Genomic DNA, 23,332 nt, shown 5'->3' on the forward strand with positions numbered 1-23,332 from the left:
GCCCGCCGCGTCGGCGAACCAGAACCCAACCCAGAGGAGGTCCCCGAACCCGACTACCGAGCCCTCACCGCGTAACCCCACGAAGAATCACGAGACCGATCCGTACACCACCTCAAAGGACTTGACCCGCCGAGGTTAGCGTGCTGGGTTACAGCGCGGCAAGTCATGCATCCATACAGCACGAGGCGACGGCACCCTGCCCCGGGCAAGTAGACCGTCATGAGTACCCGTACCGCCTCCCTCGTACTTCCTCCGAGTAGCCAGCTCAGGCGACCCGAGAAGCGCATCGTTGGAACATGCATCTACTGAGTAGGATCGCGGCATCAATCGGAGCGATTTAGCCGGCTAGAGAACCTCGTCTGGGCGTTGCAGCCACGGCGGCGACCATCGTCGAGTCAGGGAGGGCTGCGACGAAAGGCGACCCCACCAACAGGAATCGCCAACTACCCTCCACTTGCGCTTGCACTTGCACTTGCGCTTGCACTTGCACTTGCACTTGCACTTGCACTTGCACTTGCACGACGCTCGGATCGCTTGGCAGCGGCGGCGGCTCGGATACCAGCGATGCGACGAAGGCGGCAATGCTGAGCGGGCAGCTGCGAGATAGGCCCACCAGGCACACAAGCAGGAGCGCGGCCGCTGCGCCCCATCCAAGCCAGGCGTTGACCGCGCCGTTCAGACAAACCCGTCACGCCTCGCGAACGACCGCCAGCATCAAACCGACGACGAATCCGGAGTTTCCCAACAAGATTGCAACACCGAGCACCGCGTCGGTAACGAGAGCACCAGCCTGCAGCAATCCGGTCCCGTCGAACGGCATGGCCGCGACGACGACGACGACGAATCTCATCACGACGGCGACGGCGACGGTCCCGGCTGCAGCGCCGATTCCCACACCGCGTGCGATCGTGTCCAGGCTCTCTCGCGGTCGAGGTTGCCCTGTCCACAGCACGATCGATCCACACCACAAGCAGCGGCGCACTGACCGCCGCAAGCAGGACAACGCCGTACTGGAACGCCCATTGCAACACGGCATCCGCGATGCCCTTGCGCTATGTGGAACGAATGCGATGAACAGCCCGAGATACGCGACAGACACGGCTGCCGCGCTGAGGACGCATCGCCCACCCGCCACGGAGTGCCAGCCGCCCAACGGCGCCGGCTATCGACCGTTGCAGGACGCCTCACGACCATGCCGATCAATGAACGTCGAGCCTTCCACCACTTCTTCATCACGATCACGACTGCCTGACCGCTCCGGCTTCCTTTGGCGCGGCGCTCCGTATCTCGCCAAGCCAGACGAGAATGCATACGCCGGCGCCACCGCGGATTGCTGCAGCGAGAAGAAGGAGCGCGCGCCCCGTCTGCAAGTGGAAGCATCAGCAACAGGACCAACATCAGAAACGTAACTGCGGCGTCGACCCATGCGATCGCCCCGCTCCCGCCGCGTCGCCCTCGTATAGGGGAAGGCACGCACGTTCAGTACCACCGTTGTTGCGAGGATGACGACTACGAAAGCGCTGCTGAACCGGCCGGCTCCATCACGACTCCTCGCGATCCAGCTTCCCCGAAGCTGGCCGATCGATTTGCCGCCAGAACGCGCCGAAGTCACGTTCGACCCATCACAGCCTCGCGTGCAGGCATCGTCACCTTCGATCACATGGCGGCAACAAAGGTCTGCTAAGAACGATTAGCTAGCTAAATCGTCGATTCGTCGACTGAACCACGAGGAGACCCATGCGTCTGTCTGTCATCGGTTGTGGCTACTTGGGTGCTGTGCATGCGGCGGCGATGGCGTCGATCGGTCATGAGGTGGTCGGGATCGACGTTGACGCGCGGAAGATCGAGTCGCTGTCGAGGGGTGAGGCGCCGTTCTTCGAGCCCGGGCTGCCCGAGATCCTGACGGAGGGGATCGCGTCGGGACGCCTGCGGTTCACCACCGATATGGCCGAGGCGGCGGGCGCGAAGGTGCATTTCATCGGGGTCGGCACCCCGCAGGTCAAAGACGGATACGCCGCCGACCTGACCTATGTGAACGCCGCCGTCGACGGCCTCCTCCCCTACCTCTCCGAAGGGGACGTGGTCGCGGGGAAGTCGACCGTCCCGGTCGGCACCGCCGCAGCGCTCGCGGAGCGTGTCACCCCGACCGGGGCGACACTGGTGTGGAACCCGGAGTTCCTCCGCGAGGGGTGGGCGGTGCAAGACACCATCGACCCTGATCGGCTCGTCGCCGGCGTGCCCGCGGGCCCCGAAGGCGAACGTGCTGCGGACGTTCTCCGAGAGGTGTACCACCCGAGCGTGGACAAGGGCACGCCCTTCCTCGTCATGGACCGCGCCACCGCGGAACTCGTGAAGGTGTCGGCGAACGCGTTCCTGGCCACGAAGATCAGCTTCATCAACGCGATGGCAGAGATCGCCGAAGTCACCGGCGCCGATGTGACCCAACTCGCCGACGCGATCGGATACGACGACCGCATCGGCCGGAAGTTCCTCGGCGCCGGCATCGGCTTCGGCGGCGGCTGCCTCCCCAAAGACATCCGCGCGTTCTCCGCCCGCGCCGAAGAACTCGGCCGCGGCGAATCCGTCGCGTTCCTCCGAGAGATCGACGAGATCAACCTCCGCCGCCGCGAACGCGCCGTGCAACTCGTCGTCGAAGGCCTCGGCGGATCCGTGTTCAAGAAGAACGTCACCGTCCTCGGCGCCGCGTTCAAGCCCCACTCCGACGACATCCGCGACTCCCCTGCGTTGGACGTCGCCGTCCGTCTCCACGGCCTCGGCGCCTGGGTCACCGTCACCGACCCCGCCGCGATCGACAACGCCCGCCGCGTGCACCCGCAGCTGAACTACGTCGAAGACCGCGACGAAGCCCTCCGCGGCGCCGACGCCGTCATCGTCGTCACCGAATGGGACGAATACCGCCGCGAACTCCCCCCGGAGCACGCCGCGTCCCTCGTCAACGGACAGATCATCGTCGACGGACGCAACTGCCTCGACGCCGCCGCATGGCGCAACGCAGGATGGACATATCTGGGAATGGGACGCCCGTAACCCCAGGTCACATGGCAGATCTTCGAATGGATGCCAAGCCTCAACCGGGCGACGGACTCGGTTCCCTGTTGCTGCATCAGCACTAGCGTGTCGCGCCGGTTCCCGGCGAGCCTCTCGTGCGGCCCCCGTTGATCACCGCTAGTGTCCCTCGTGTCCCGGGGGAGTCCCTAGGCCAGACGCTCTCGGTGGCACGAGGTGTCCCTCCTCGTCTTCGGAAGAGGAGGGACACCTCCCCCGCTGATCCGCCCGCAGACGCCATCCGAGAGAAAAAGGCGCCCACTGCGCCCTGTAACACGAGGCAACCGACACTCCTCCGAAACGTTCGGTTCATCCGAAACCCATAGCGTTCAACATATGACTCACACTTCGATCAAGGCCGTCATCCCTGCCGCGGGGCTCGGTACGCGCTTCCTGCCCGCCACCAAGGCGATGCCGAAGGAGATGCTTCCGGTCGTCGACAAGCCCGCGATCCAGTACGTCGTGGAAGAAGCGGTCGCGGCGGGAAGCGACGATGTGCTGGTGGTCGTGGGGCGCAACAAGAACGCGCTCGCGAACCACTTCGACCGCGTCACGGAGCTCGAGCACACCCTCGAGCGCAAGGGCGACGCGTCCAAGCTCGAGAAGGTCATGCAGGCCAGCCGGCTCGCCGACATCCACTTCGTGCGCCAGGGCGACCCGCTCGGTCTCGGGCACGCCGTGCTGCGGGCACGCAAGCACGTGGGCAAGGAGACGTTCGCGGTGCTGCTCGGCGACGACCTGATCGACGCCCGCGACGTGCTGCTCTCGCGCATGATCGAGGTGTCCCACGCACAGTCGGCGACGGTCGTGGCGCTCATGGAGGTGGAGCCCTCGCAGATCCACCTCTACGGATGCGCCGCGGTCGAGACGACCGATGACGACGACGTGGTCAAGGTGAAGTACCTCGTCGAGAAGCCCACCGCCGAAGAAGCACCCAGCAACCTCGCCATCATCGGCCGATACGTGCTCAAGCCCGAGATCTTCGACGTGCTGGAGAAGACCACACCCGGCAAGGGCGGTGAGATCCAGCTCACCGACGCCCTCGAAGTCCTCGCCGACAACGAGACCATCGCCGGCCCCGTGCTCGGCGTCATCTTCCGCGGCCGCCGCTACGACACCGGCGACCGATTGGACTACCTCAAGTCGAATGTGCTGCTCGCTCTGGACCGGGAAGATCTCGGGCCGGAGCTGGGGGCTTGGGTGAAGGAGCTTGCGGGGCGGATCTGAGGGGCCGAGCGACTGAGCGATCAGCTCGCTGCCTCGCCCTTCGCACCTGTGCTCTACCCCTCCCAGTACTGAATGATCGTGTGTCATCGTGCGAACAGAATCGTCTCATCGACATCAGCAATGCTCATTCCCATGTGTAGATAAGAACGCCATCACGGTGGCTGGAGGATACCGATGAAGGGCATCACAAGTGGCTGAGCTCGATCTCCCCTCAGATGGCGAGTCCCCTCGAGAGGCAAAGCTTCGCGCAGCTATCGACGTGGTAAATGCGGAGGTCGAAGATCTTGATACGCTGACGAGCGCCGGCCGACTGTCCGAGGCGGCACTAGATGCCACTTTCGTCGCGGCCACAAGTGCGGAAACGTTGAATGTCGACGCTGACGGGTTCCCGCAGTTGCTCACCAACCCGGCGGCGGCGATCAATGCGGCGCTGGCGATGGCGGGGAATCACACGACGGTGAGAGTGGTGCCGGGTGTATACCACTGTAGTGAAGGGATCGTCGCGTACGGGCACGACCCGGTGACGTTCGCTCCGCGGAATGTGACGCTCAATCTGACCGGCGTGACGCTGATCCGCACCGCGCCGGGCGTGAATCTGGTGACCCTCCGGGGCGGGTTCGCGCCGCAGGTTCTGGTCACGTCGGTAACTGTCACCTCGACGGTGATCGACTCCGTGGCCACGCCGGTGACGGTGCTGACGTATACGGCGCCTCACGGCCTGGCAGCGGGGGATGTGATCAAACTGATCTCGGATGATCCGATCCCGGGGGGCCGGTGGACGAGCACGACGATGCGCCCCCGGATGGGGCAGTTCATGCGCGTGTACTCGGTGGATGGTCTAGCCGCCACTCTGCACGGGGTGCCGGTGCGGGTCGCATCGTATGCGACGAACGTTCGATCGGCGAAATGCCGTAAGGGGTCTGCGAACCTCCGCGGCGGTACGTTCGATGTGACGGACGCGATGCTCACGGCCGCGAACCGGTCAACGTACGTCGTGCGCATGGAAAGCCTCATCTCGTCCCGCATCGACGATGTCGTGGTGGAGCGGGCTGTGGGACCCGCGGTGCAGCTTCGCTCGAACCTACATGCGCGAGTCCACACAGACGTCAACTGGGCGATGAACGACAACAGCGCCGTGCTCGGGTATGGGGTGCATGAGAACGGCGGCAACTTCTCCCGGGTGACGGGCTCGGCGGCCTGGACTCGCCACGGGTACGACGAGAAAACCCCGGACACCGCCGAAGGCAGCACCACCACGTCCTCGTACGGCTCCACGATGTTCTCGCACGTCACGATGAATATCGTGCACCCGTCGTTCACGGGGTTCACGACCCATCAGGAGTCGTACTATCCCCATTTCGACGGGTGCACGTTCTTGGGAACCAAGAGTTCGGATGGGGTGACCGCGTTCGGTTTCCGGGGCCTAGGTGCCGTCGTGTCCAATGCAGTGGTCAACGGCGCGAGGGTCGCGTTCTCGGTGGGCACAGAAACAACGCCCACGTATATCAACGGGGAGTCCCGAGAGGTCGTGATCCGCGGCGGGAGCGTGGCCAATGTGATCGCGCTGTTCGCGACGACCATCCGCACCGGCACGCATCCGAACCTTGGAGTCAAGGACGACCTCCGCACCATCGACGTCTCTGGCGTCCACGCGCGAGACGTCGACCGGATCACGACGCTCGTGAACTCACGTGCACGCATGGCTGATCTCGATGTGCGACTGTCATCGTCGCCGAGCGGCCCTCAGATCAGCCTGACGAATTCCGATCTCGATATCGATGGCACGATCACCATCGACGGATCAGGCGTCACCGAGCCGGCTTCAGCCAGCGGCTACCGGCTGATCTCCACGGACAGCACGGTCGCCCCCGGTGTCTCCCGCATCGTCAACACGGGCAGTATCGTGCTGCGCGGATCGAGCGTGTACCTCGGGGGGTTCACCGTCCCCGCGATCCAGCTCAACGCTCAAGGAAAGTGCTGGTTCCCATCGTCCACGTCGCTGATCATCGACGGGACCGCGCTGCCGGCCCATCCGTTCCCCAGCACCGCCGGATTCGACGGTTCCCTCGCGGGGTACTCCTACATCGCTCCGCCAGGCCCCGTTACTCGGTCCGGCTACCGTACGTTCGTGACTTCTGCGCAGATCGCAGCGGAGAATCTATGGCGCGAGCTTCTCGCATCACCGGAGCCCAACCTCCTCGCGCTGTGCAGCAACACGATCGCGGGAACGGTCGCGAAGCTCGCCCCCGGCCGCTTCTACGGGCAGCTACTCACCATCGTCACGACCGTCGCAACGGTCACTCTCAACAGCGGCGGCGAGTACGGCACCTCGCTCTCCGCGTCGACAATGACCATCCCCGCGGGCGGGTCGATGCGGCTCGCGTGTATCGGCTCCGTGTGGAGACAACTGAGCTAGCGCTACCCCCACACCGCGCCGACGATCTGCAGAGCGGCGTACAACGCGCCGAAGCACAGATGAACGGTCACCGCGCCCCAGATCCTCCCCGTCGCCATGACCAGCGATGAGCACACGACACCCAACAGCGCCTGAGTGACACCCATGACAAGAGGCGGCGACGCGGTCCACACGAAAGCGGCGTAGAGCAAAGACGTGACGGCGACCGACAACAGCGCGGGATCGCGCCGATCCCATCGGTGAAGAACCCGGTAGAGCGCCACCAACACGACCCCGCGGAAGAAGAACTCCTCCGCGAGCGGCGACACGACCGCCCCGCCCGCCACCGACACGAGGGTGACGGGCGACCAGCCCACCGCCGCATCGGCGAGGGCAGGAAACCCGGTGTCGCCGGTCATCGCGACCAGCCACCCCAAGACGAGCACGAGCGAACATCCGATCAGAACACCCCACACGACGTCGGCGGCATCCACTCGGAGAAGACGTGCCGGCACCGACTGAGCGAAAGCGACGATCACCGCTGCGACCAGCAGCCCCTGCGTCGCCAGCATCGCTGCAGCGGGACCCGCCCCCGCCGACTCGTCTATGAACGGCTTGACCAGAACCGCCGCGCCGAGACACAAGAGCGCAAGCCCGAGCATGCGCGTGCGCCAGCGCAGCACGCTACGCCCGCCCTCACGCCAGTCGGCCTTCTTCAGACGCCGGCGCTGCGCGTCGTGAAACCGCCGCCGAGTGAGCCCGCCCGCTATTGTCAACGCACGTCGTTCAGGCGCGGCCCGCACCAGACCGGGATCGTCGAGCGATCGCCCCTGCCGTCAGCACGACACCGCCGACGACGATGGCGCCCACACCGACCAACATTGGCGCGAGCGCCGAATCGGCTGATCCGCCCGTCACAGGCAGTCCCGACGACGCGCCCCCCGTCGAGCTCGTGACCACTCGCACCGGAGCCGTGCCGATACGGCCGCTCGTCTCGCCGACCGCCGAGATCTCGTAAGACCCCGTCGTCTGGTTGCCGAGAGTGATGCGGATCACGCTGGTCGAGCCGTCGGACTGCGCACGTGTCAGCGTGGATGCCGACGAGACCGCCGTCTTGATCACCGCGAAGGTGCTCCCGCTCGCCTCCTCGCCGGTGATCGTGACGGTCACGTCCTCATCGCCCAGGAACGTGTCCTCCGTGCACGAGAAATCGACCACGCTGCCCGGCGTCGTCACCGTCGGGGTCGCCGCGCACCCGCCGGTGACGGGGTACGTGCTGGCCGTCGCGACACCCGGCGCCAGAACCACCACTGCCGACACGGCAGCCGCCGCGATCGCCGCACCCGCGAAACGCCTGTTGAGCATGAGCCCCCCTCATCCGCAGATCGTCATGCCGACCTGCATCCCACGTGACTGTCGATAACCGCGACGCGGCTTGCCGGTCACTTTATTGAGCGCCGCACGACAGTTCGAGGGATGTCGCGTTGTCTGTCGCATAAGTGGGCGTCGACTGCGCCACGAGCCGCGACGGCCACACGTGCGTCGACCGCACCGCGAACGTCGCCGCGAATGTCGCCCCCGGCTCGAGATCGACGCTCACGGTGAGCGCCCGCAGCCCCTCGTGCTCGCCTCCTCCGGTGCCGCTTCCATCGGAGGTGATCGCGTCTACGAGGTCGAACCCCTCGGGCAGGTACACGTACGCCACGGTGCGGCTCGTCCCCGCCGGCACCCCGGAGGCTCCCCCGCCGGTCACGTACGCGGGCAGCGACTGCGCCGCATCGTCGGGCGCCGTGTTCGTGAGAGTCAGAGTCAACGACGCCGTCGGATCGTCGGGCTGCACGCATCCGGTCCAGTCGAGAGCGACCTCGACGTCGAGGTGGTAGTCCATCTTCGAGCCGGTGCCGTCGTTGAGATAGACCCCGAACGTGGCCTGGTCGGCGGTCGAGTGGGGCAGACCGCCGGCCAGGCTCGTCGTCGCCAGCGTGCGCTGCTCCTCCTCGTGTGCACTCCACACGAGGACACGTCTCTCGAGCGCAGAACTCGCGAGGGCCCGCAGCACTCCGTCATCCGACACCGCGGCAGTCGGCAACGCGTCGAACACGGCGCGTGCCACTGCGGCGAAGTACTCGTCCTGATCCGCCGGATCCGCATAGCGCGCATACGCATCGCTCAGCAGGTCGGCCACGACGGTGTCGCCGGAGACGGTGCCGTAGCCGGGAACCACGATCTCTCCGGTCTCATCGAGCAGATGCGCAAGCACGACGGGATCCACCGCGACGACACCGTCGACCTCCTGCCCTTCGTGCGTGCGCGCCCACATCTCCCGCGCGATCGTCGCAGCCTGCGAGAAGTCGGTCATCTGCGTCGTGTTGAGCATGTAACGCGCTGGGCGCGTCGAGAACAGCGCCTGCTCCTGCGCGCTCAACGTCACGGCCGGAACGTCGAAGTAGCCGAAGCTCGAACCACTCTCGATCCCCTCCAGCGTGACCACGCCTCGGTCGACCGTCACGAACGCCACCTGACCGACGATCCCGCCGAGCGACCGCAGCTCCGCGTTGTTCTGGATCAGCACGAGGTAGGTGCGCGGCGAATCCTCGCCGAGCATCGGCGGCAGCAGCTCCAGCGCATCGGCCAGCGTGCTGGTGGCGCTGCCGAACTCCTCCAGCAACGCCGCAGCGCTGTCGACCAGCTCACGAAGCGGCACGACGAGAGCGATCCTGTCCACCCGGGCAAGACCGGCCCTCGCGCCCTCCACACGGTCGGCGGCGACTCTGACCGTGGGCGCCAGCGCCGACGCGGCCGAGAGGTCGAACCCGTTCGCACCCGGACCGGCCGAGTCCGCGCTGCGCCGTGCGGTCACCGTCAGCACCGGCTCGAGCGCGCCCGTGACGAGCTCGTCGGCAGACACCGCCAGCTGCGAGATCGCCGCCAACTGCGGCCCAAGCCACGGCAGCTCCTGCGCGATCGACCAGATCGGGTCGCCCGTCAACGAGCGTGCCGCGGACGTGTGCCCCGACAGCGTCGATGCGAGCTCGCTCGCCGTGGCCATGTCCGTGTCCGTGTCCGACAACACGGCGGGAAGCTCCTGCGCGAGACTCTCCGCCGCCATGAGCTCGCGGGCGGCGAGCGCCCCGCGCACACCCACCCACACCGCGGCGAGCACAACGAGCAGAAGCAGCAAACTGCCGACGACGAGCAGCCCCCGGGGGCGCGGACGACGATGACCCATCGTCGCGCTCAGCGGACCGCGCCCACGCCCGACGCGGACTCAGGCTCCGCAGCCCTGTCCGGCCCTGCGGAGCCCTGCGCGGCGCGTGCCGTCGAGTCCGCAGCGACCCGCACGACCGCATCCGCCGACTCGACGTTCACCGATTCTTCGGCCGGCACCTCGGACGCAGCCCGAGAGAGAGCACCCGCACGCTTCGCCTCGCGGCGCGGGCTGTGCCGCGTCATCCGATCGCGCATCCGCGCGCTCCGCGATCGCCTCTCCGCGCGGTTGTGATATCCGCCGTAGGCGGAGTAGCCGTAGTACCCACGACGCTGAGGCATCCTGTTCAGCACGATCCCCAGCGCCCGGCCGTTCGCTTTGCTCAGGATCTCGACCGCCCGCTGTGCCTGCTCGAACGTCGTCTTGCCCGCGGACGCCACGATCAGCGCACCGTCTGCGGCGGCGGCGAGAACCGCCGCGTCGGTCACCGGGATCGCGGGTGGCGAGTCCACGATGACGACATATGTCTCCCGCAGCGTCTTGAGCAGATCCCGCATCCGCTGCGACCCCAGGATCTCACTCGGATTGGGCGGAGTCCGTCCCGCCGCGAGCACGTGCAGGGCACCGTCCGGGCCCGTCCGCTGCAACACGTCGTCGAACGCCACACGCCCCGAGAGCACGTCGCTGAGGCCGGCGCCCTCGAGGACGCCCAGGATCTCGGCGACCACCGGCCGGCGCAGATCGGCATCGATGAGCAACGTCGGCTGTCCGCTCGCGGCGAGACTGGCCGCCAGGTTCGCCGCGGTGGTCGACTTGCCGTCGCCGGGCAGAGGGCTGGTGACCACGATCACCCGGGGCGGGTTGTCGACGTCCATGAACTGCAGGTTGGTGCGCAGCTCGCGCATGGCCTCCATCAGGGGAGCCGCATCGGCACCCCGGCGCCCTGCGCCGAAGCCGTAGATGCGTCTCGCTCCCACCAGTTCCTTCTGCACCGGCAGCACCCCGACGACCGCCACGCCCGTCTCGCGTTCGACGTCACGCCGGTCACGCACACACCGGTCGAGCACATGCCTGACCACGGCGTAGCCGATCGCGAGGGCGAGCCCGACGAGCGCGCCGAGCGCCACGTTGAGCCTCGTGTTCGGCGACGACGGCGTAGAGGGCAGCTGGGCCGAGTCGCCCGGGATGAGCCCGACCGCCGCGGAGCCCGCCGTGCCGTTGCCCTCGATCTGGTCGATCTGGTTCTGCATCCCGCGGACCCATGCCTCGGCGAGCGCCCGCGCCGCCTCGGGCGAGTCCGCGTCGGCCGCAACGTGGATCACGACGGTGTTGTTCGGGTTCGTCACGCTCACAGAGCCGACGAGCGCCTCAGGCGAGGTGTTCAGCCCCAGCTCGGCGATCGCGTGCTCGGCGACGGCCCGCCATCGGCCGATGTCGAGGTACGACGTGACCTTCGCCTGCGCCAGCTGGTCGCCGACGAGTGACATGCCGCTGTTTCCGTCTGCCGTCTGAGTCGCGGCCACGTAGCCGCTGGTCGTGGCGGTGTACACCCTCGGCTGGAAAGCGCTCCAGGCGAACGCGGCGGCGGCGCCCACAATGGTGAGCACGACGATCACCACCCAGTGCCGGCTGAACACCCTCAGATAGTCGCGCAGCTCCATCTCGCCCCCTCGATGTTCACGCCGTCATTTTCTGTACCATAACCGCTGTGATCGAAGACCTCGACATCGAGGCGCTGGGGGCCACGGTTCGCATCGTGCTGCCCGAAACACCGCACTCATCACCGTCCGAAGGCGGCGAGAAGCTCTCGGAAGCGGTGCGTCGCGTGTGGTCGCAGGCGGCCTCAACCGGCACGGGATCCGAGCCCGCCGCCGCCGTCGCTCCGTCGAGCGCCGGGCGGGCGGCGGCTCTCGAAGAGCTTTCGCAGCGCGTGACACTCACCGCCATCGAAGCACGACGAGGCCGGCTGTGGATGGTGCACGCGGCAGGGCTCGCTGCGGCGGACGGGCGCGTCGTGATGCTCGTCGGCCGCTCCGGAAGCGGCAAGACCACGGCAGCGCGGACGCTCAGCCGTTCGATGCACTACGTCACCGACGAGACAGTCGGCATCACTGCCGACGGCGAGATCCTCCCCTACCGCAAACCTCTCTCGGTGATCGTCGACCCGTCGGCACCAAAGGCCCAACTCGCGCCACCGGCTCAGGTCGCACGACCGGATCGACCGCTGCGACTCGGGGCCGTCGTCATCCTGGATCGCCGAGCCGAGCTCGACACCGAGCCTTCGGCGACCGCGCTCGCCGAATCCGAGGCGATCGAGCTGCTCGCCGCGCAGACGAGCTACCTGTCCGAGCTGCCACGGCCGCTCGAGACGATCACGACGCTGCTCCGGCGCGCGTCGGGCGCGCACCGGGTCACCTACCGGGAGGCGACCGAGCTGCCTTCGCTCATCGAGAAGCTCCTCGCGTGTCACGACGAGAGCGCCGGGGGGCGCACCGGCACGGCGACGGGTGCGCCGGACCTCGGCTGCGTCTCGGACGCCGCCCCGGATCCGGCGGGTTCCCGATCTGCCACGGGCACGGACGCGCACCGTGCCGCGACCTACGGCCGTGCACCGCATCGCGACGCAGTGGCGCTCGACGGCGGCGCTCACCTCGCCGTGCTCCTCGAGCGAGGGACCCGGCCGGACGCACCCGATCTGCACGTTCTCGGCGGGATCGCGCCGGCCGCTTGGCGTGCCGCATCGCGAGCGGATGCCGCGACCATCACGAAAGCCGTCGTGTCCGAGCACGGCGAACCGGCACCTGAGCATGGTGACGGACGCGGCCCCGTCGCAGCAGTTCTCGAACGGCTCGTGCGCGCCGGAGTCCTGGTCGCCACCGAGACCCGCTGGAGGGTCTCTCCCGACGTGGCCTGGACCGACCACGACGACCACGTTGCACTGCTGCCCCTCGTTCATCCCGAGCCTCGCGTGCAGCATCTGAGCGGCACCGCGGCAGCGCTCTGGCGTGCCGTCGCCACGTTTCCGACGTCGATCGAGAGCCTCGTCTTCGAGGTTCACGGCGACTCGCCCGACTCCGACCTGCTCACCATAATGAACGACACCGAGGTCTTCTTCGGGGAGCTCATTCGGATGGGAACGCTGCGGGGGGAACCTTATGACCGCTCAGGCTCGGCTCTCGGAGATCCTTGACCTGCCGCTCGCCGACACCGGTCTGGTACGGATGCACCCCCTGAAGGACACCGTCATCACGGTGCATCGTCTCGCGCCTTCGTCGTGGCGGTGGCGCGATCTCGACTTCCAGACCGACGACATCGTCGCCGCAGTCTTCGTCATCTCCGGTCACATCATCGTCCGCGGTGCGACCTCACCCGTGGGTGCTCTTCTCTCGTCCGACGACGCAGAGTTCGCCTACCCCACACCCACGACGGTCGCCGTGGCATGGGTACGGCGCAGCAGCGCTCTGCGCTCTGCGCCCACAGCGGACTTCACCCCGAGGGTGCTCGACAGCTCGCACCTGGCGCTGAGCTCGCGCGCCTTCGTCCTGTCTCTGGCCCGGCTGTCACACCCCGTCGATGACCGCGAGAAGTGTGCGGTCGATCATGCGACGATCGCGGTCGTCGGTGCGCTCGCACGGGGTCACGAGTCCGATGCGACCGACGAGCACGCGTCTCTGTTCGAGCGCGCGAACGCGCTCATCGCGGCGAACTCGTCAGACAGCGCCTACTCCGTGCAGAAGCTCGCCGCAGAGCTCTTCGTGTCTGTCAGGCACCTGCAACGGGCCTTCGCGGACCACGACGACACCCCTTACGCCGCGTTGCGACGGTCGCGCGTCGAGCGCGCCCGCGCGCTCTCCGACGACCCGCAGACCGTCTCACTGCCGCAGCACCGGATCGCCGTGCTCGCCGGCTTCCCGAACGCCAGCGCGCTCCGGCGCGCTTTCAGCTACCGCCGGAGCTGACGCACGCGTTCGGCTGCTCCTGGCCGACCCTCAGCTGCACTTTCGCGACAGAAAAAGGCGATTTCGCGACAGCCTTCGCTCGCTCATGAGCCGTCGCGCACCCGCCACGCGCGGGAACACCGGGGAGCGCCGAGGGGCGCACGGACGCGGGGCACAGGGCGCTGCATTTCGCGACAGGCCGAGACGGTTTCGCGACAACCTGATCGCGGTCGAGCGAATGGGCATCATGCTCGACGCCAAGCACCATGACAACAGCCGGCTCGGCCTTTACGCATGAGCCCCAACCCGAAGGATGCCCCATGCCCGAGGATCTCACCGCCTCCGACGCTCCCGCATCGTCGGGAACCGCTCCCACGCCGTCGGGCGTGCACCGCCGTACCCTTCTCAAGGGCGCCGCCTGGTCGGCGCCGGTGATACTCGCGGCGATGGCGACGCCGGCCGCGATGGCCTCTGTCGCCGACACCACGCTCGCATGGACGGGAAGTCAGACCGATCTCCTGTCGCTGCGCGTCCTCAGCGACAGCTCTCTCATCACCGCGAGCGCGCTGGTGACCGTTCCCACCCAGTTCACCGTGAACAACGGAGGCGCGGGGGCCGTGAACGAGACCGCGACTGTGACGATCGTGGTCGGACGTCCCACCGGCATCAACCTCCCTGTCGGCAGAGCCCGCGGATTCGGCGTCTACAGCCTGAACGGAGCGGTCGTCGCCGCCAACAACACCGTCGCCTATCAGAGCGCGTTCGGCATTCAGTACGGCTTCCCGATCACGACCTTCACGGGAACACTCGCCACCTCGATCGCATCCAACGGCGCATTGCAGGTGCCGATCGAGTTCGGCCTCTCGGGAACGAACTCGGGCATCACCGTGTCCGCTCTCGCGTCCTTCCCCGTCACACTGACCCTCGCTTTCGCCTCGAGGACCCTCACGGCGTCGACGGTGATCAGCGTTCCGGTGAACGCGGGAATCCTCTGACGGTCGCGGGCGGCTTCGGCAACGACGGCCTATCGTCTGCGCAAGAGTCCGAGCAGCGCACGAACGCCGCGGCCCCACCGCGAGATGCGGGCACCCGCCCGAGCGCTCATGGAGTCAGTGGTCTCCGGATTCATCGCGGCGAGCTGCTCTCGCGACGGCCACAGCGCCGCGCGAGCCAGGCGCGGCCAGCGACTCACGGGTGCCATCGCGAAGGTGAGTCGCCACCTGTGCAGCAAGAGCGACCGGGCCTGCGTCTCGCGATGCCATTCATCGAGCTCGAGGCGTGCCAGGTCTCCGCGCACGTCCGCGGGCGATCGCGGTACCTCCAGCTCTTCGAGCACGGCGGCCAGCGTCTGATCGCACCCCGTCCGCTGCGCCAAGAGGGCGAACGCCGTCTTCTGCTCGGGAGTGAGCATCTGGGCACGGACGGCGTCGAGGTCGGCCCGGCGAGACTCTGCGCTCGCCCGGTTGCGGAGCGCGTGGAGCGCGACGATCGCCATGCTCGACAGCAGATCCGGAACGATGCACGAATGGTGCGCGGCAGGCATCGACTCGGTCCGCCCCCACAGTTCCTCGAAGACTTTCGCGTCGTCCTCGACGAATCCGGGGAAGCGGAAGTGCAAGTCGATGTCGCACGGCCACTCCCCGTGGATGTAGGTCGCGGAGTGCGCCCGCCGGCGAGCCGACACGATCGAGTGGGTGCGGCTGCGCCAACCACGCGCCTCGAGCAGCGCACAGAACCGCGTGAACTCCGCCGGATCCACCCATGCATCCACGTCGGCGGGGATCCGCCCCTGTCGAAGTCCGTGATGCTCGAGGCTCAGACCCTTGATGAAGATCACCCGCACTCCGGCGTCGTCGGCGACGCGCTGGACCCAGGCGTGCAGAAGCTCGATCGCGTCCTGCCGCATCAGCTCCACGCTCACGATCGCTCCTTCTGGAACCCGTATAAGAGGAGTCCCTTCTCTATATATAAGAGGAGTCCCTTCTCCAGACGATATAGGAGGAGCCACCGAACGACACGACGACCGGGACAGGTGCCGCGATGATCGCGAGCGTCGAGCACGGCTCGCCGTCTCGATGGCGACGGATCGTACGAAACACCTGGCTTCACCTGGTGGCCGCGTTCGTCGTGTGCGGGCTCGTGCTGCTCTTCGTGGCGAAGCCGTATGCGGTGCCGAGCAGCTCTATGGCGGGCACGCTCGAACCGGGCGACCGCGTGCTCGTCGACCGGCTGGCCTACTTGCTGCAGGATCCGGAGATGCACGACGTGATCGTGTTCGACGCCGACATGGCCTGGGACGGCGCGCCCACGTCGGGAGCAGATCCGTTCCGCGCCACTCTCCGCTGGCTCGGCGAGGTCACGGGCTTCGGGCCTTCCGGACCTCACACGCTCGTGAAAAGGGTGATCGCCGGAGCGGAGCAGGTCGTGAGCTGTTGCGATGCCGGCGGACGCGTTGTCGTCGACGGCGTCGCGCTGGACGAGCCGTACGTGGAGAACGACTTTCCCTTCGTCTCCGGCGAGGTCGACTGCACGTCGACACCACGCTCCCTCCGCTGCTTCGACGAGGTCACCGTGCCGCAGGGCGCGTACCTCGTGCTCGGCGACAACCGCTCCGGTTCCTCCGACTCCGCTTCGTTCTGCCGCGGCGACGGCACTGTCACGGACTGCTGGCGGTGGGCGACCCGCGACGGCGTCGTCGGTGCGGCGCGGTTCGTGTTCTGGCCGGTCTCACGCTGGGCCGGGATCTGACCGCGTGCGTCCGAGCGTCTCGTCCTGGTCCGTTCCGCGGCAGACACCGGATTCTCGGCGACGGTCTGCCGAGCTTCTCCCAGGTGCCCGTCTCTTGCGTTGCCGACACGCAATGACCTGGCAGTCGCCGACCTCGCCTCGGATATCCCACAGGCGGCCGCCGCGTCGAAGTCTCCTACGAGGCTTCGCAAGGCTGAACGACAGCGGGCCCCACGGGCGCTCCCGCTCCGGCGCGCCCCGGCGGCGGTGACGGCGGCTCGGGATCGCTTCCGGCCACCGGTATGAGCGACATCACTCCGTTCGTCGGAGGCGCGGTCGCACTGCTGCTCGCCGGGATCGTGCTCGTCGCGTTCCTCCGCGCACGCACGATGGACCAGCAGTAACAGCAGGACAACAGCGAGCGGGGTCACGGCCGACGGCCGATCGGACGACACGGCAGGAGCATCCGTGGGCACGGCGAGTCTCGCATCCGTCTGTCGGTGATCGCCGATATCGTCCGGTGTGTCCGGGGTGCGTCCCTAGGCCAGACGCACCTCGCGACACGACGCGCCCCTTCCCACCTTCGGGCAGGGAGGGGCGCGTCGTAGATCGGTGGCCGCCAGGACTACGGAAGCCTTCGGCGTCAATACTGGGAGCGCTTCTGGCCGGGCTTCCAGTTGGGGTCGTCGGTGTAGCAGCTGGGGCCACAGCTGTAGACCGCCGCCTGCGCCGCGCTCCCACCCGCGAACGTCACCCCACCGAGCACGACGAGCGCACCCCGACGACTCCGGCATCGAGCAGGTGCGGGCCTGGTGCAACACCGCCTATCTCGTCGCCATCGCCGACGCCAACGATGCCGACTGGCTGCAGCTCGACACCGAGCTGGACAGCACCGGATGGCTCGGATCCGGCCGACCCGCCGAGCGTACGCGGCTGTCGGTGCCACCGCGGATCGCCGCGCTGGCACGCAACGGCGCAGCGCCGCTGTTCGGCACCATCCGCTTTCTCACCGCCGACAGGCGCGCGAGGCGCTGAGTCGCGTCCGCGCGCTGACGGGAGCGCTGGCACGCCTGGTGATCGCCGCCGTCGCCATCTTCGCCGCGGTCCCCTCGCTCTCGCTGACCAGCGCCGGCTGGGACGTCGCCTGGATCGCGTTCGCCGCCGCCCTGGCCACGATGCCCTTCGATGTGCTCGCCACCCTCGTCGATGCCCTGCGGCCGGAACGGGTCGCCATCCTCTCGGTGCGCCTCACCGACGAGCGACGGGCGCGGATGAGCGGGCGCGGGTGAGCGGAGAGAGGTGTAAATTTCAATCCTGCTGGTGGATTTGCGCCATGCGAATTGAACGCACCGTTGAACCGATCATCGTCGAGCGGCTCGCGGACAGCGCGGCTGTCCTGCTGCTCGGTCCCCGTCAGGTGGGCAAGACGACGCTCGCGCGCGACATCGCCGACGAGTGGGCGGCCGGCGCCGTCTACCTCGACCTCGAGAACCCCGCACACCGACGCCGACTCGCCGACCCCGGCGCATACCTGCGCACTCAAGCGCCGCGACTGGTGGTGATCGATGAGGCACAACGAGATCCCGCGCTGTTCGAGGTACTGCGTGGCGTCATCGACGACAACCGCCGCGCCGGCCATCGCTCCGGCCAGTTCCTCCTGCTCGGCTCAGCCTCGCTCGACCTCGTCGGCTCGACCGAAAGCCTCGCCGGGCGGGTCTCACATCTCGAGCTGACCGGCGTGCGCATCGACGAGGCCGCGTCCGCCGGCATCGACGTCGATCAGCTATGGTTGCGCGGCGGCTACCCCGACAGCCTGCTCACGGCGACGGACGCCGCATCGCTGACCTGGCGCATGGACATCGTGCGCTCCTACCTGGAACGAGACGTCCCGCTGTTCGCACCCCGCATCCCGTCCGAGACGCTACGACGCCTGTGGACGATGGTCGCGCACACCAGCGGCAGCCTGCTGAACGCGTCATCGCTCGCCCAGGCGCTCGCGATCAACGGCCAGACCGTCGACCGCTACCTCGATCCTCGCCGACCTGCACCCCGTGCGACGCCTGCCATCGTGGCACGTCAACATCGGCAAACGCGTCACGAAGACGCCTCGAGGCCCTCGACGACGTGCTCAGCCACCCGGTCGCCGGTCACAGCTACGAGAGCTTCGCGCTCGAGAACCTCATCTCCGCCGCGGGCCCCGACTTTCGCCCGTACCACTACCGCACGGCAAGGGGCGACGAGGTCGATCTCGTACTCGGACGAGGCGGCAGCCCCGCGCTCGCGATCGAGGTGAAGCGATCGACGGCGCCCGAGGCGAGCGCCTCTCTGCTGCGCTCGCGCGACGACCTCGGGCAGCCGGACACATATCTCGTCCACCCGGACAGCGACGAAGAGCCCTACAAGGTCAACGGCGTCACCGTGATCGGACTCGGCCAGTTGGTCGAGATGCTGAACGGCAGATGAAGGGCGCTGTCACGACGCCTTCCGGCGGCCGAGGCGCGGGCGAGGCCCGATCGCAGCGAGTTCGCGGTGCCCTGGTGGCCGAGCATCGCGACGACCCCGCATGACAATCCCGACGCGCCTCCGCATCCGAGCACGGCACACATTCCTCGCCGGTCCGACCCGGACAGCTCAGCCGATCCGATCCGTGCGGAGGGGACAGAGCCGTCCACAACGCGATGGTGAGCTGCACTCAACGGTCTCGGCGTCGTCGAGGCCGCTCAGGAGACCGGGCGCACGATCTCGGCAAGACCGGCCTTCACATCCGACAGTGTGACCCAGCCGTCGCCGAACAGATAGGTCGTGTAGTAGCCCTCGGCATCCGACTGCACGCCGCCACCTGGAAATGTGACGTACGTGCCCTCTTCGCCGGGCTCGGTCACCCATCCTTCGCCCACCAGAGCATCGATCGCCACCTGCGCCTGCGCGTCTGTGATCACGCCCCATGCCTGCAGCACGTGCGCGTCGGTTCCGGAATCGGGGATGACCCACGTGCATTGCACTCCCGGGTCGAGCGTGACATCACCGATCTCGAACGGTGATGCCGTAGGAACGTAACCCGACTCTGCGAGGCTCGTCACCAGCTCGGGATCAGCCAACTCCTCGCACGTCGGCGCGACGACCGGGTCAGAAGTCGGTGACAGCGTCGGCGAGCTCTGGGGCGACGCGGTGATCGTCTGCGTCGGTGTGGGCGCGGATGCTTCCGGGTCGGGCGTGCTGCATCCGACCAGCACGGCGACCGGAACGATCAGGAGCACAGACGCAGGGGGACGCATCCGGTCAGCGTATCGACCGTGCTCGCACGGCGACGGGGCTCTGACCGTGCCGGTCATCATCCTGACCCTGCGCTCGTGGAGGCGGAGGACTCCGGTGGAGATCTTCAAGGCGGTACGCGGCTGCGGTGATGCCCGGCGGCGATCGACGAGCCGGGCGACGGCGATCCGCCCAGGGACGGCGGGTTCGAACGGGCTCTGCCGTCGCCCGGCGCGGATGCCGCTCAGCCGATTCTTCCGACCGACCGCTCCTCCCTAGAAGCAACCCGGCCTGTCATACCCACCTGCAACAGTTTCTGGAGTCTTCCTGGACCGAGGATCTGGCAGCATCGCTGCATCCGGCTCACAATGGGAGGGTGTACATGTCCGTCGACACGATCGCGACCGTGATCAGCGCCGCCACACTGCTGCTCGGTTTCTTCGGTGCGTTCGGGTGGATGATCCGACGCATTGACGGGGTCGAGCAGAGGCTCGGCGCCCGGATCGACGGCGTCGAAGAGAAGCTCAGCGCGCGCATCGACGGCGTCGAAGAGAAGCTCAGCGCGCGGATCGACGGCGTCGAAGAGAAGCTCGGCGCCCGCATCGACAAGGTCGACGCCCGCATCGGCGGTGTCGAACGCGAGCTCGTCGAGGTGAAGATCGCCGTCGCCCGCATCGAAGGACCACCCCGGCATCTACTCTCCGCACGCTGACTCGGCAGTCCTCGCGTTTCGCCTCGTTGCGCTCGCTCCGCGACCGGCCTCCGCCATCCCACGGGGCGCCCGCAGACGTGCAGCGACGATGCCGCGATAATCTCTCGGGCAGCGCCGCCACGCGAACGACCCGGGTACCGCTGCCAGCGCGCGTGACCGCCCGGGCGACGGCAGCTTCCGGCGGGATCGGCCGTCGCCCGGCAGATCGCCTTCCTCCGGCCGCTTCTTCCCGCTCACGAAGCGTCGCCAGGAATCCCCGCCATTGTTGCACGGGGTCGGCCGGATGTGACGACCCCGCGCCCCCTGCGGCCTCAGGGCGCCTCGAGCACGGCCCTCGCGTGTTCGACCACGACCGACTCGCCCAGATGAACCGTGAACCGGCCCGGTTCCACGTGCCAGCCGCCGTCCCAGTGGGCGAGCCTGCGGACAGCCATCGGAATGACCACCTCCGCTTCCGCGCCGGCGGCCAGACGCACCGCAGCGAAACCCGCGAGCCACCGGACGGGCCGCTCGACGGCCGAGTCCTCCCGCGAGAGGTAGATCTGCGGCACCGCCTTTCCTGCCCGCAGCCCGGTGTTGCGCACCCGCACCCGCACCGCCCCGTCGCCGTCCGAGCCCGGCACCTCGATGCCGACCAGCTCGAACTCCCACGTGGTGTAGCCGAGGCCGTGCCCGAACCAGTACGCGGGCGTCGCGCCGTCCCGGAGCCAGCCCCGATGGCCGACGTGGATGCCCTCCCGGTACACCACCGCCCCCTCGACCGGCGTCACCGGCAGCACCGGCTCCTGCTCGGTCGAGGACGGCCAGGTCGTCGGAAGACGCCCGCCCGGCTCGATCGTCCCGAGCACGGCGTCCGCGATCGCGCGGGAGCCGACCTCGCCGGGGAACCAGGCCACGAGGATCGCGGCGACCTCGTCGCGCCACGGCGTCGCCACGGGCGAGCCCGCGTTGACGACGACGACCGTCCGCGGATTCACCGCGGCGACCGCCTCGACGAGCTCGTCCTGCCACCCGGGCAGGCGCAGATCGGCGCGGTCGACGCCCTCCGACTCGGAACGCTCGTTCGTCCCCACGACGACCAGCGCGATGTCGGAGTCCTGGGCTGCGGCGACCGCCTCGGCGATGAGCGCCTCCTTCGACCGCTCCGCCGGCCGCATCCCGAGGAAGACGGAGATGGAGCCGGCGAACTGCTCGTCCGGTTCGAGGAACTCGTACTCCAGCCGCAGCCGCACCGGCCTGCCCGCGATGAGATCGATCTCGGCGGTGGCCGTCTCGGGCGCGAGGAACCCGATCGCCATCCCGCCGCTGTCGAACGCCCGCAGCTCGCGCTCGAGGAAGAGCTCGCCGTCGACGAAGAGGCGCCCCGTCCCGTCGAGCGCGAAGCCGAGGTCGACGCGCTCGGTCCGCTCCGGGGTGAGCACGGTCTCCACGGTGACGAGGTCGGCGCGGTCGGTCGGAGCGGTCCCGCTCCAGAACAGGGATGTCGCCAGCCGATGTTCCTCCAGAACCACGTCGTCGCCGCGTGTGAAGACGACCCGTGCGCCCGGCTCGCCGTCCCGGGGGTGCGCAATGGCGTCGAGCGCGAGGGGTGTGATGCCGCTGGCGGAGGTCGCTCCGAGCACGACGCGCAGGTCGGTGGCCGGCAACGCATCGCGCAGCGCCTCGAGCGGGGAGAGCACGGACGTCGTCATGACCGCCGCGCTCCCCCCGCCCTGCGCCCTGACACGCTGCGCGGCCTCGCCGATCACCGCGAGCGAGCCGAGCCGCGCCCCGTCGATCGGCAGCGTCCCGTCGTTGGAGAGCAGCACGAGCGACTCGCCCGCCACCACGACGGCGCTCGCCCGGTCTTCGTCGAGCTCCGTGAGGTCGAGGCGTTCCGGCTCCTCGCCGAGGGCGCCCACCCGCCCTGCCAGCCGTCCGAGACGGTCGACCTTGTCGTCGATGTGCGCCGCATCCACCTCGCCGCGCTCGAGCGCGGCGGCCAGCCCCTTCGACCACGGGCTCACCGGTCCCGGGAACACCAGGTCCTGCCCGGTGCGCGCGCTTCTGAGGTGACGCACACCGCCCCAGTCGCTCACGACGACGCCGTCGAAGCCCCATTCGCTCTTGAGCGGGTCCGTCAGAAGATCGCTCTCCGAGCAGGTCGTCCCGTTGACCGAGTTGTATGCGCTCATGACCATCCACGCGCCGCCGTCTCCGACCGCGGCCTCGAAGGGAGAGAGATAGAGCTCGCGCAGCGTGCGCTCGTCGATCACCGAGTTCATCGTGAAGCGCGCGGTCTCGCTCTCGTTGCCGACGAAGTGCTTGGGGCACGCCGCGACAGCATACGACTGCAGCCCGCGCACGTAGGCGACCGCCAACGCACCGGTCAGATACGGGTCCTCGCTGAAGGCTTCGAAGTGCCGCCCGCCGAGTGGGCTGCGCTGGAGGTTCAGCGTCGGCCCCAGCACCACGTCGACGGCGTGACGCAGCGCCTCGCGGCCGATGATCTCGCCGTACTCGCGCGCCAGCCCGAGGTCCCAGGTCGCCGCAAGCGCAGTCGACGACGGCAGCGCGAGCGAGGGCAGGCGCTCGTCCCACAGCTCGCCACGGACACCGCTCGGACCGTCGGAGAGCACCATCGAGCGCAGGCCCACCCGCTCGACCCCGAGCGTGCGCCACACCGACGCCCCCGTGAGCACCGCGACCTTCTCGGTCGGATCGAGAAGGGAGGACAGGGGCCCGGCCGACATCGGCTCTCCTTGCGCATGCACCATGCGTAACAATATTTACTGTTAGTAAAGATTTAGCAAGCCGAGATTAGACTT

General features: G+C 68.2%; 19 protein-coding genes and 2 pseudogenes. 13 read left to right on the plus strand and 8 right to left on the minus strand.

The window, feature by feature from the left end:
* Positions 1-688: 688 nt before the first annotated feature.
* The gene (locus GVL03_RS01850) at positions 689-895 is read right to left on the minus strand and encodes a hypothetical protein (RefSeq protein ID WP_159498929.1); all 207 of its coding nucleotides are present in this window, start codon (positions 893-895) and stop codon (positions 689-691) included.
* An 842-nt stretch (positions 896-1,737) separates the two neighbouring features.
* Here GVL03_RS01850 and GVL03_RS01855 point away from each other — a divergent pair.
* The 3 genes from GVL03_RS01855 (at position 1,738) to GVL03_RS01865 (ending at position 6,709) form a co-directional block, all read left to right on the plus strand.
* Positions 1,738-3,048: a UDP-glucose/GDP-mannose dehydrogenase family protein gene (locus GVL03_RS01855; protein WP_159498932.1), complete on the plus strand. Its 1,311-nt coding sequence runs from the start codon at positions 1,738-1,740 to the stop codon at positions 3,046-3,048.
* Positions 3,049-3,402: 354 nt separating this feature from the next.
* Entirely contained in the window at positions 3,403-4,293 is an 891-nt protein-coding gene (gene galU / locus GVL03_RS01860) for a UTP--glucose-1-phosphate uridylyltransferase GalU (protein ID WP_159498934.1), read from the plus strand.
* 190 nt (positions 4,294-4,483) lie between these two features.
* The gene (locus tag GVL03_RS01865) at positions 4,484-6,709 is read left to right on the plus strand and encodes a hypothetical protein (protein ID WP_159498936.1); all 2,226 of its coding nucleotides are present in this window, start codon (positions 4,484-4,486) and stop codon (positions 6,707-6,709) included.
* A 2-nt stretch (positions 6,710-6,711) separates the two neighbouring features.
* Here GVL03_RS01865 and GVL03_RS01870 read toward each other — a convergent pair whose 3' ends face one another.
* From GVL03_RS01870 to GVL03_RS01885, 4 genes are all read right to left on the minus strand, one after another.
* Positions 6,712-7,464 (minus strand): CPBP family intramembrane glutamic endopeptidase, encoded by a 753-nt coding sequence (locus GVL03_RS01870; protein ID WP_159498938.1) that lies wholly within the window; start codon positions 7,462-7,464, stop codon positions 6,712-6,714.
* Between the two features lie 10 nt (positions 7,465-7,474).
* Complete coding sequence (locus tag GVL03_RS01875) at positions 7,475-8,053, minus strand: hypothetical protein (protein WP_159498940.1); 579 nt, start codon at positions 8,051-8,053, stop codon at positions 7,475-7,477.
* Between the two features lie 82 nt (positions 8,054-8,135).
* Positions 8,136-9,917: a DUF4012 domain-containing protein gene (locus tag GVL03_RS01880; RefSeq protein WP_159498942.1), complete on the minus strand. Its 1,782-nt coding sequence runs from the start codon at positions 9,915-9,917 to the stop codon at positions 8,136-8,138.
* 8 nt (positions 9,918-9,925) lie between these two features.
* Positions 9,926-11,557, minus strand: coding sequence for a polysaccharide biosynthesis tyrosine autokinase (locus GVL03_RS01885; protein WP_159498944.1), 1,632 nt, complete (start codon positions 11,555-11,557; stop codon positions 9,926-9,928).
* A gap of 47 nt (positions 11,558-11,604) precedes the next feature.
* On the opposite strand from GVL03_RS01885, the gene GVL03_RS01890 reads away from it, so the two are divergent.
* The 3 genes from GVL03_RS01890 to GVL03_RS01900 all read left to right on the plus strand — a co-directional run bounded on the left by GVL03_RS01890 (position 11,605) and on the right by GVL03_RS01900 (position 14,829).
* Positions 11,605-13,086: an ATP-binding protein gene (locus tag GVL03_RS01890; protein ID WP_159498946.1), complete on the plus strand. Its 1,482-nt coding sequence runs from the start codon at positions 11,605-11,607 to the stop codon at positions 13,084-13,086.
* On the plus strand, positions 13,052-13,855 hold the full coding sequence (locus GVL03_RS01895) for an AraC family transcriptional regulator (protein WP_159498948.1): 804 nt from the start codon (positions 13,052-13,054) through the stop codon (positions 13,853-13,855). Before GVL03_RS01890 ends, GVL03_RS01895 begins: the two co-directional genes overlap by 35 nt.
* A 299-nt stretch (positions 13,856-14,154) precedes the next feature.
* A complete protein-coding gene (locus tag GVL03_RS01900; RefSeq protein WP_159498950.1) occupies positions 14,155-14,829 on the plus strand; it encodes a hypothetical protein in 675 nt (224 codons plus the stop codon).
* Between the two features lie 29 nt (positions 14,830-14,858).
* Here the strand turns inward: GVL03_RS01900 and GVL03_RS01905 are convergent, their stop codons facing one another.
* Positions 14,859-15,755 (minus strand): nucleotidyltransferase family protein, encoded by an 897-nt coding sequence (locus GVL03_RS01905; RefSeq protein WP_159498952.1) that lies wholly within the window; start codon positions 15,753-15,755, stop codon positions 14,859-14,861.
* A 119-nt stretch (positions 15,756-15,874) separates the two neighbouring features.
* Between GVL03_RS01905 and lepB the strand changes: the two genes are divergently transcribed.
* From lepB to GVL03_RS21955, 6 genes and pseudogenes are all read left to right on the plus strand, one after another.
* Positions 15,875-16,582, plus strand: coding sequence for a signal peptidase I (gene lepB, locus GVL03_RS01910; protein WP_159498954.1), 708 nt, complete (start codon positions 15,875-15,877; stop codon positions 16,580-16,582).
* A gap of 780 nt (positions 16,583-17,362) precedes the next feature.
* Positions 17,363-17,596 carry a hypothetical protein gene (locus tag GVL03_RS01915; protein WP_159498956.1) on the plus strand — a complete coding sequence of 78 codons (234 nt, stop codon included), beginning with the start codon at positions 17,363-17,365 and terminating at the stop codon, positions 17,594-17,596.
* Positions 17,597-17,634: 38 nt separating this feature from the next.
* Positions 17,635-17,850, plus strand: a complete 216-nt coding sequence (locus GVL03_RS01920; RefSeq protein ID WP_159498958.1) for a hypothetical protein — start codon at positions 17,635-17,637, stop codon at positions 17,848-17,850.
* Positions 17,851-17,894: 44 nt separating this feature from the next.
* Positions 17,895-18,581 (plus strand): annotated as a pseudogene (locus tag GVL03_RS01925) (ATP-binding protein); the annotation flags it as partial.
* Between the two features lie 104 nt (positions 18,582-18,685).
* Positions 18,686-18,802, plus strand: a pseudogene (locus GVL03_RS22700) (ATPase); the annotation flags it as partial.
* A 48-nt stretch (positions 18,803-18,850) separates the two neighbouring features.
* Positions 18,851-19,024, plus strand: a complete 174-nt coding sequence (locus GVL03_RS21955) for a hypothetical protein (RefSeq protein WP_200847033.1) — start codon at positions 18,851-18,853, stop codon at positions 19,022-19,024.
* Between the two features lie 257 nt (positions 19,025-19,281).
* Here GVL03_RS21955 and GVL03_RS01930 read toward each other — a convergent pair whose 3' ends face one another.
* Positions 19,282-19,836 carry a hypothetical protein gene (locus GVL03_RS01930; RefSeq protein ID WP_159498960.1) on the minus strand — a complete coding sequence of 185 codons (555 nt, stop codon included), beginning with the start codon at positions 19,834-19,836 and terminating at the stop codon, positions 19,282-19,284.
* Positions 19,837-20,195: 359 nt separating this feature from the next.
* On the opposite strand from GVL03_RS01930, the gene GVL03_RS01935 reads away from it, so the two are divergent.
* Positions 20,196-20,525, plus strand: a complete 330-nt coding sequence (locus GVL03_RS01935; RefSeq protein WP_159498962.1) for a hypothetical protein — start codon at positions 20,196-20,198, stop codon at positions 20,523-20,525.
* A 311-nt stretch (positions 20,526-20,836) separates the two neighbouring features.
* Here GVL03_RS01935 and GVL03_RS01940 read toward each other — a convergent pair whose 3' ends face one another.
* The gene (locus tag GVL03_RS01940) at positions 20,837-23,257 is read right to left on the minus strand and encodes a glycoside hydrolase family 3 C-terminal domain-containing protein (RefSeq protein ID WP_159498964.1); all 2,421 of its coding nucleotides are present in this window, start codon (positions 23,255-23,257) and stop codon (positions 20,837-20,839) included.
* Positions 23,258-23,332 lie beyond the last annotated feature (75 nt).

Source organism: Microbacterium sp. 18062 (assembly GCF_902706225.1).
Taxonomy (GTDB): domain Bacteria; phylum Actinomycetota; class Actinomycetes; order Actinomycetales; family Microbacteriaceae; genus Microbacterium.

What these genes read in the sequence shown, in the direction of transcription:
- GVL03_RS01855 (WP_159498932.1), top strand. Translation starts at nt 1,738, where the DNA reads ATGCGTCTGTCTGTCATCGGTTGTGGCTACTTGGGTGCTGTGCATGCG.
- galU (WP_159498934.1), top strand. Translation starts at nt 3,403, where the DNA reads ATGACTCACACTTCGATCAAGGCCGTCATCCCTGCCGCGGGGCTCGGT.
- GVL03_RS01875 (WP_159498940.1), bottom strand. Translation starts at nt 8,053, where the DNA reads ATGCTCAACAGGCGTTTCGCGGGTGCGGCGATCGCGGCGGCTGCCGTG.
- GVL03_RS01880 (WP_159498942.1), bottom strand. Translation starts at nt 9,917, where the DNA reads ATGGGTCATCGTCGTCCGCGCCCCCGGGGGCTGCTCGTCGTCGGCAGT.
- GVL03_RS01885 (WP_159498944.1), bottom strand. Translation starts at nt 11,557, where the DNA reads ATGGAGCTGCGCGACTATCTGAGGGTGTTCAGCCGGCACTGGGTGGTG.
- GVL03_RS01895 (WP_159498948.1), top strand. Translation starts at nt 13,052, where the DNA reads ATGACCGCTCAGGCTCGGCTCTCGGAGATCCTTGACCTGCCGCTCGCC.
- GVL03_RS01900 (WP_159498950.1), top strand. Translation starts at nt 14,155, where the DNA reads ATGCCCGAGGATCTCACCGCCTCCGACGCTCCCGCATCGTCGGGAACC.
- lepB (WP_159498954.1), top strand. Translation starts at nt 15,875, where the DNA reads ATGATCGCGAGCGTCGAGCACGGCTCGCCGTCTCGATGGCGACGGATC.
- GVL03_RS01930 (WP_159498960.1), bottom strand. Translation starts at nt 19,836, where the DNA reads ATGCGTCCCCCTGCGTCTGTGCTCCTGATCGTTCCGGTCGCCGTGCTG.
- GVL03_RS01935 (WP_159498962.1), top strand. Translation starts at nt 20,196, where the DNA reads ATGTCCGTCGACACGATCGCGACCGTGATCAGCGCCGCCACACTGCTG.
- GVL03_RS01940 (WP_159498964.1), bottom strand. Translation starts at nt 23,257, where the DNA reads ATGTCGGCCGGGCCCCTGTCCTCCCTTCTCGATCCGACCGAGAAGGTC.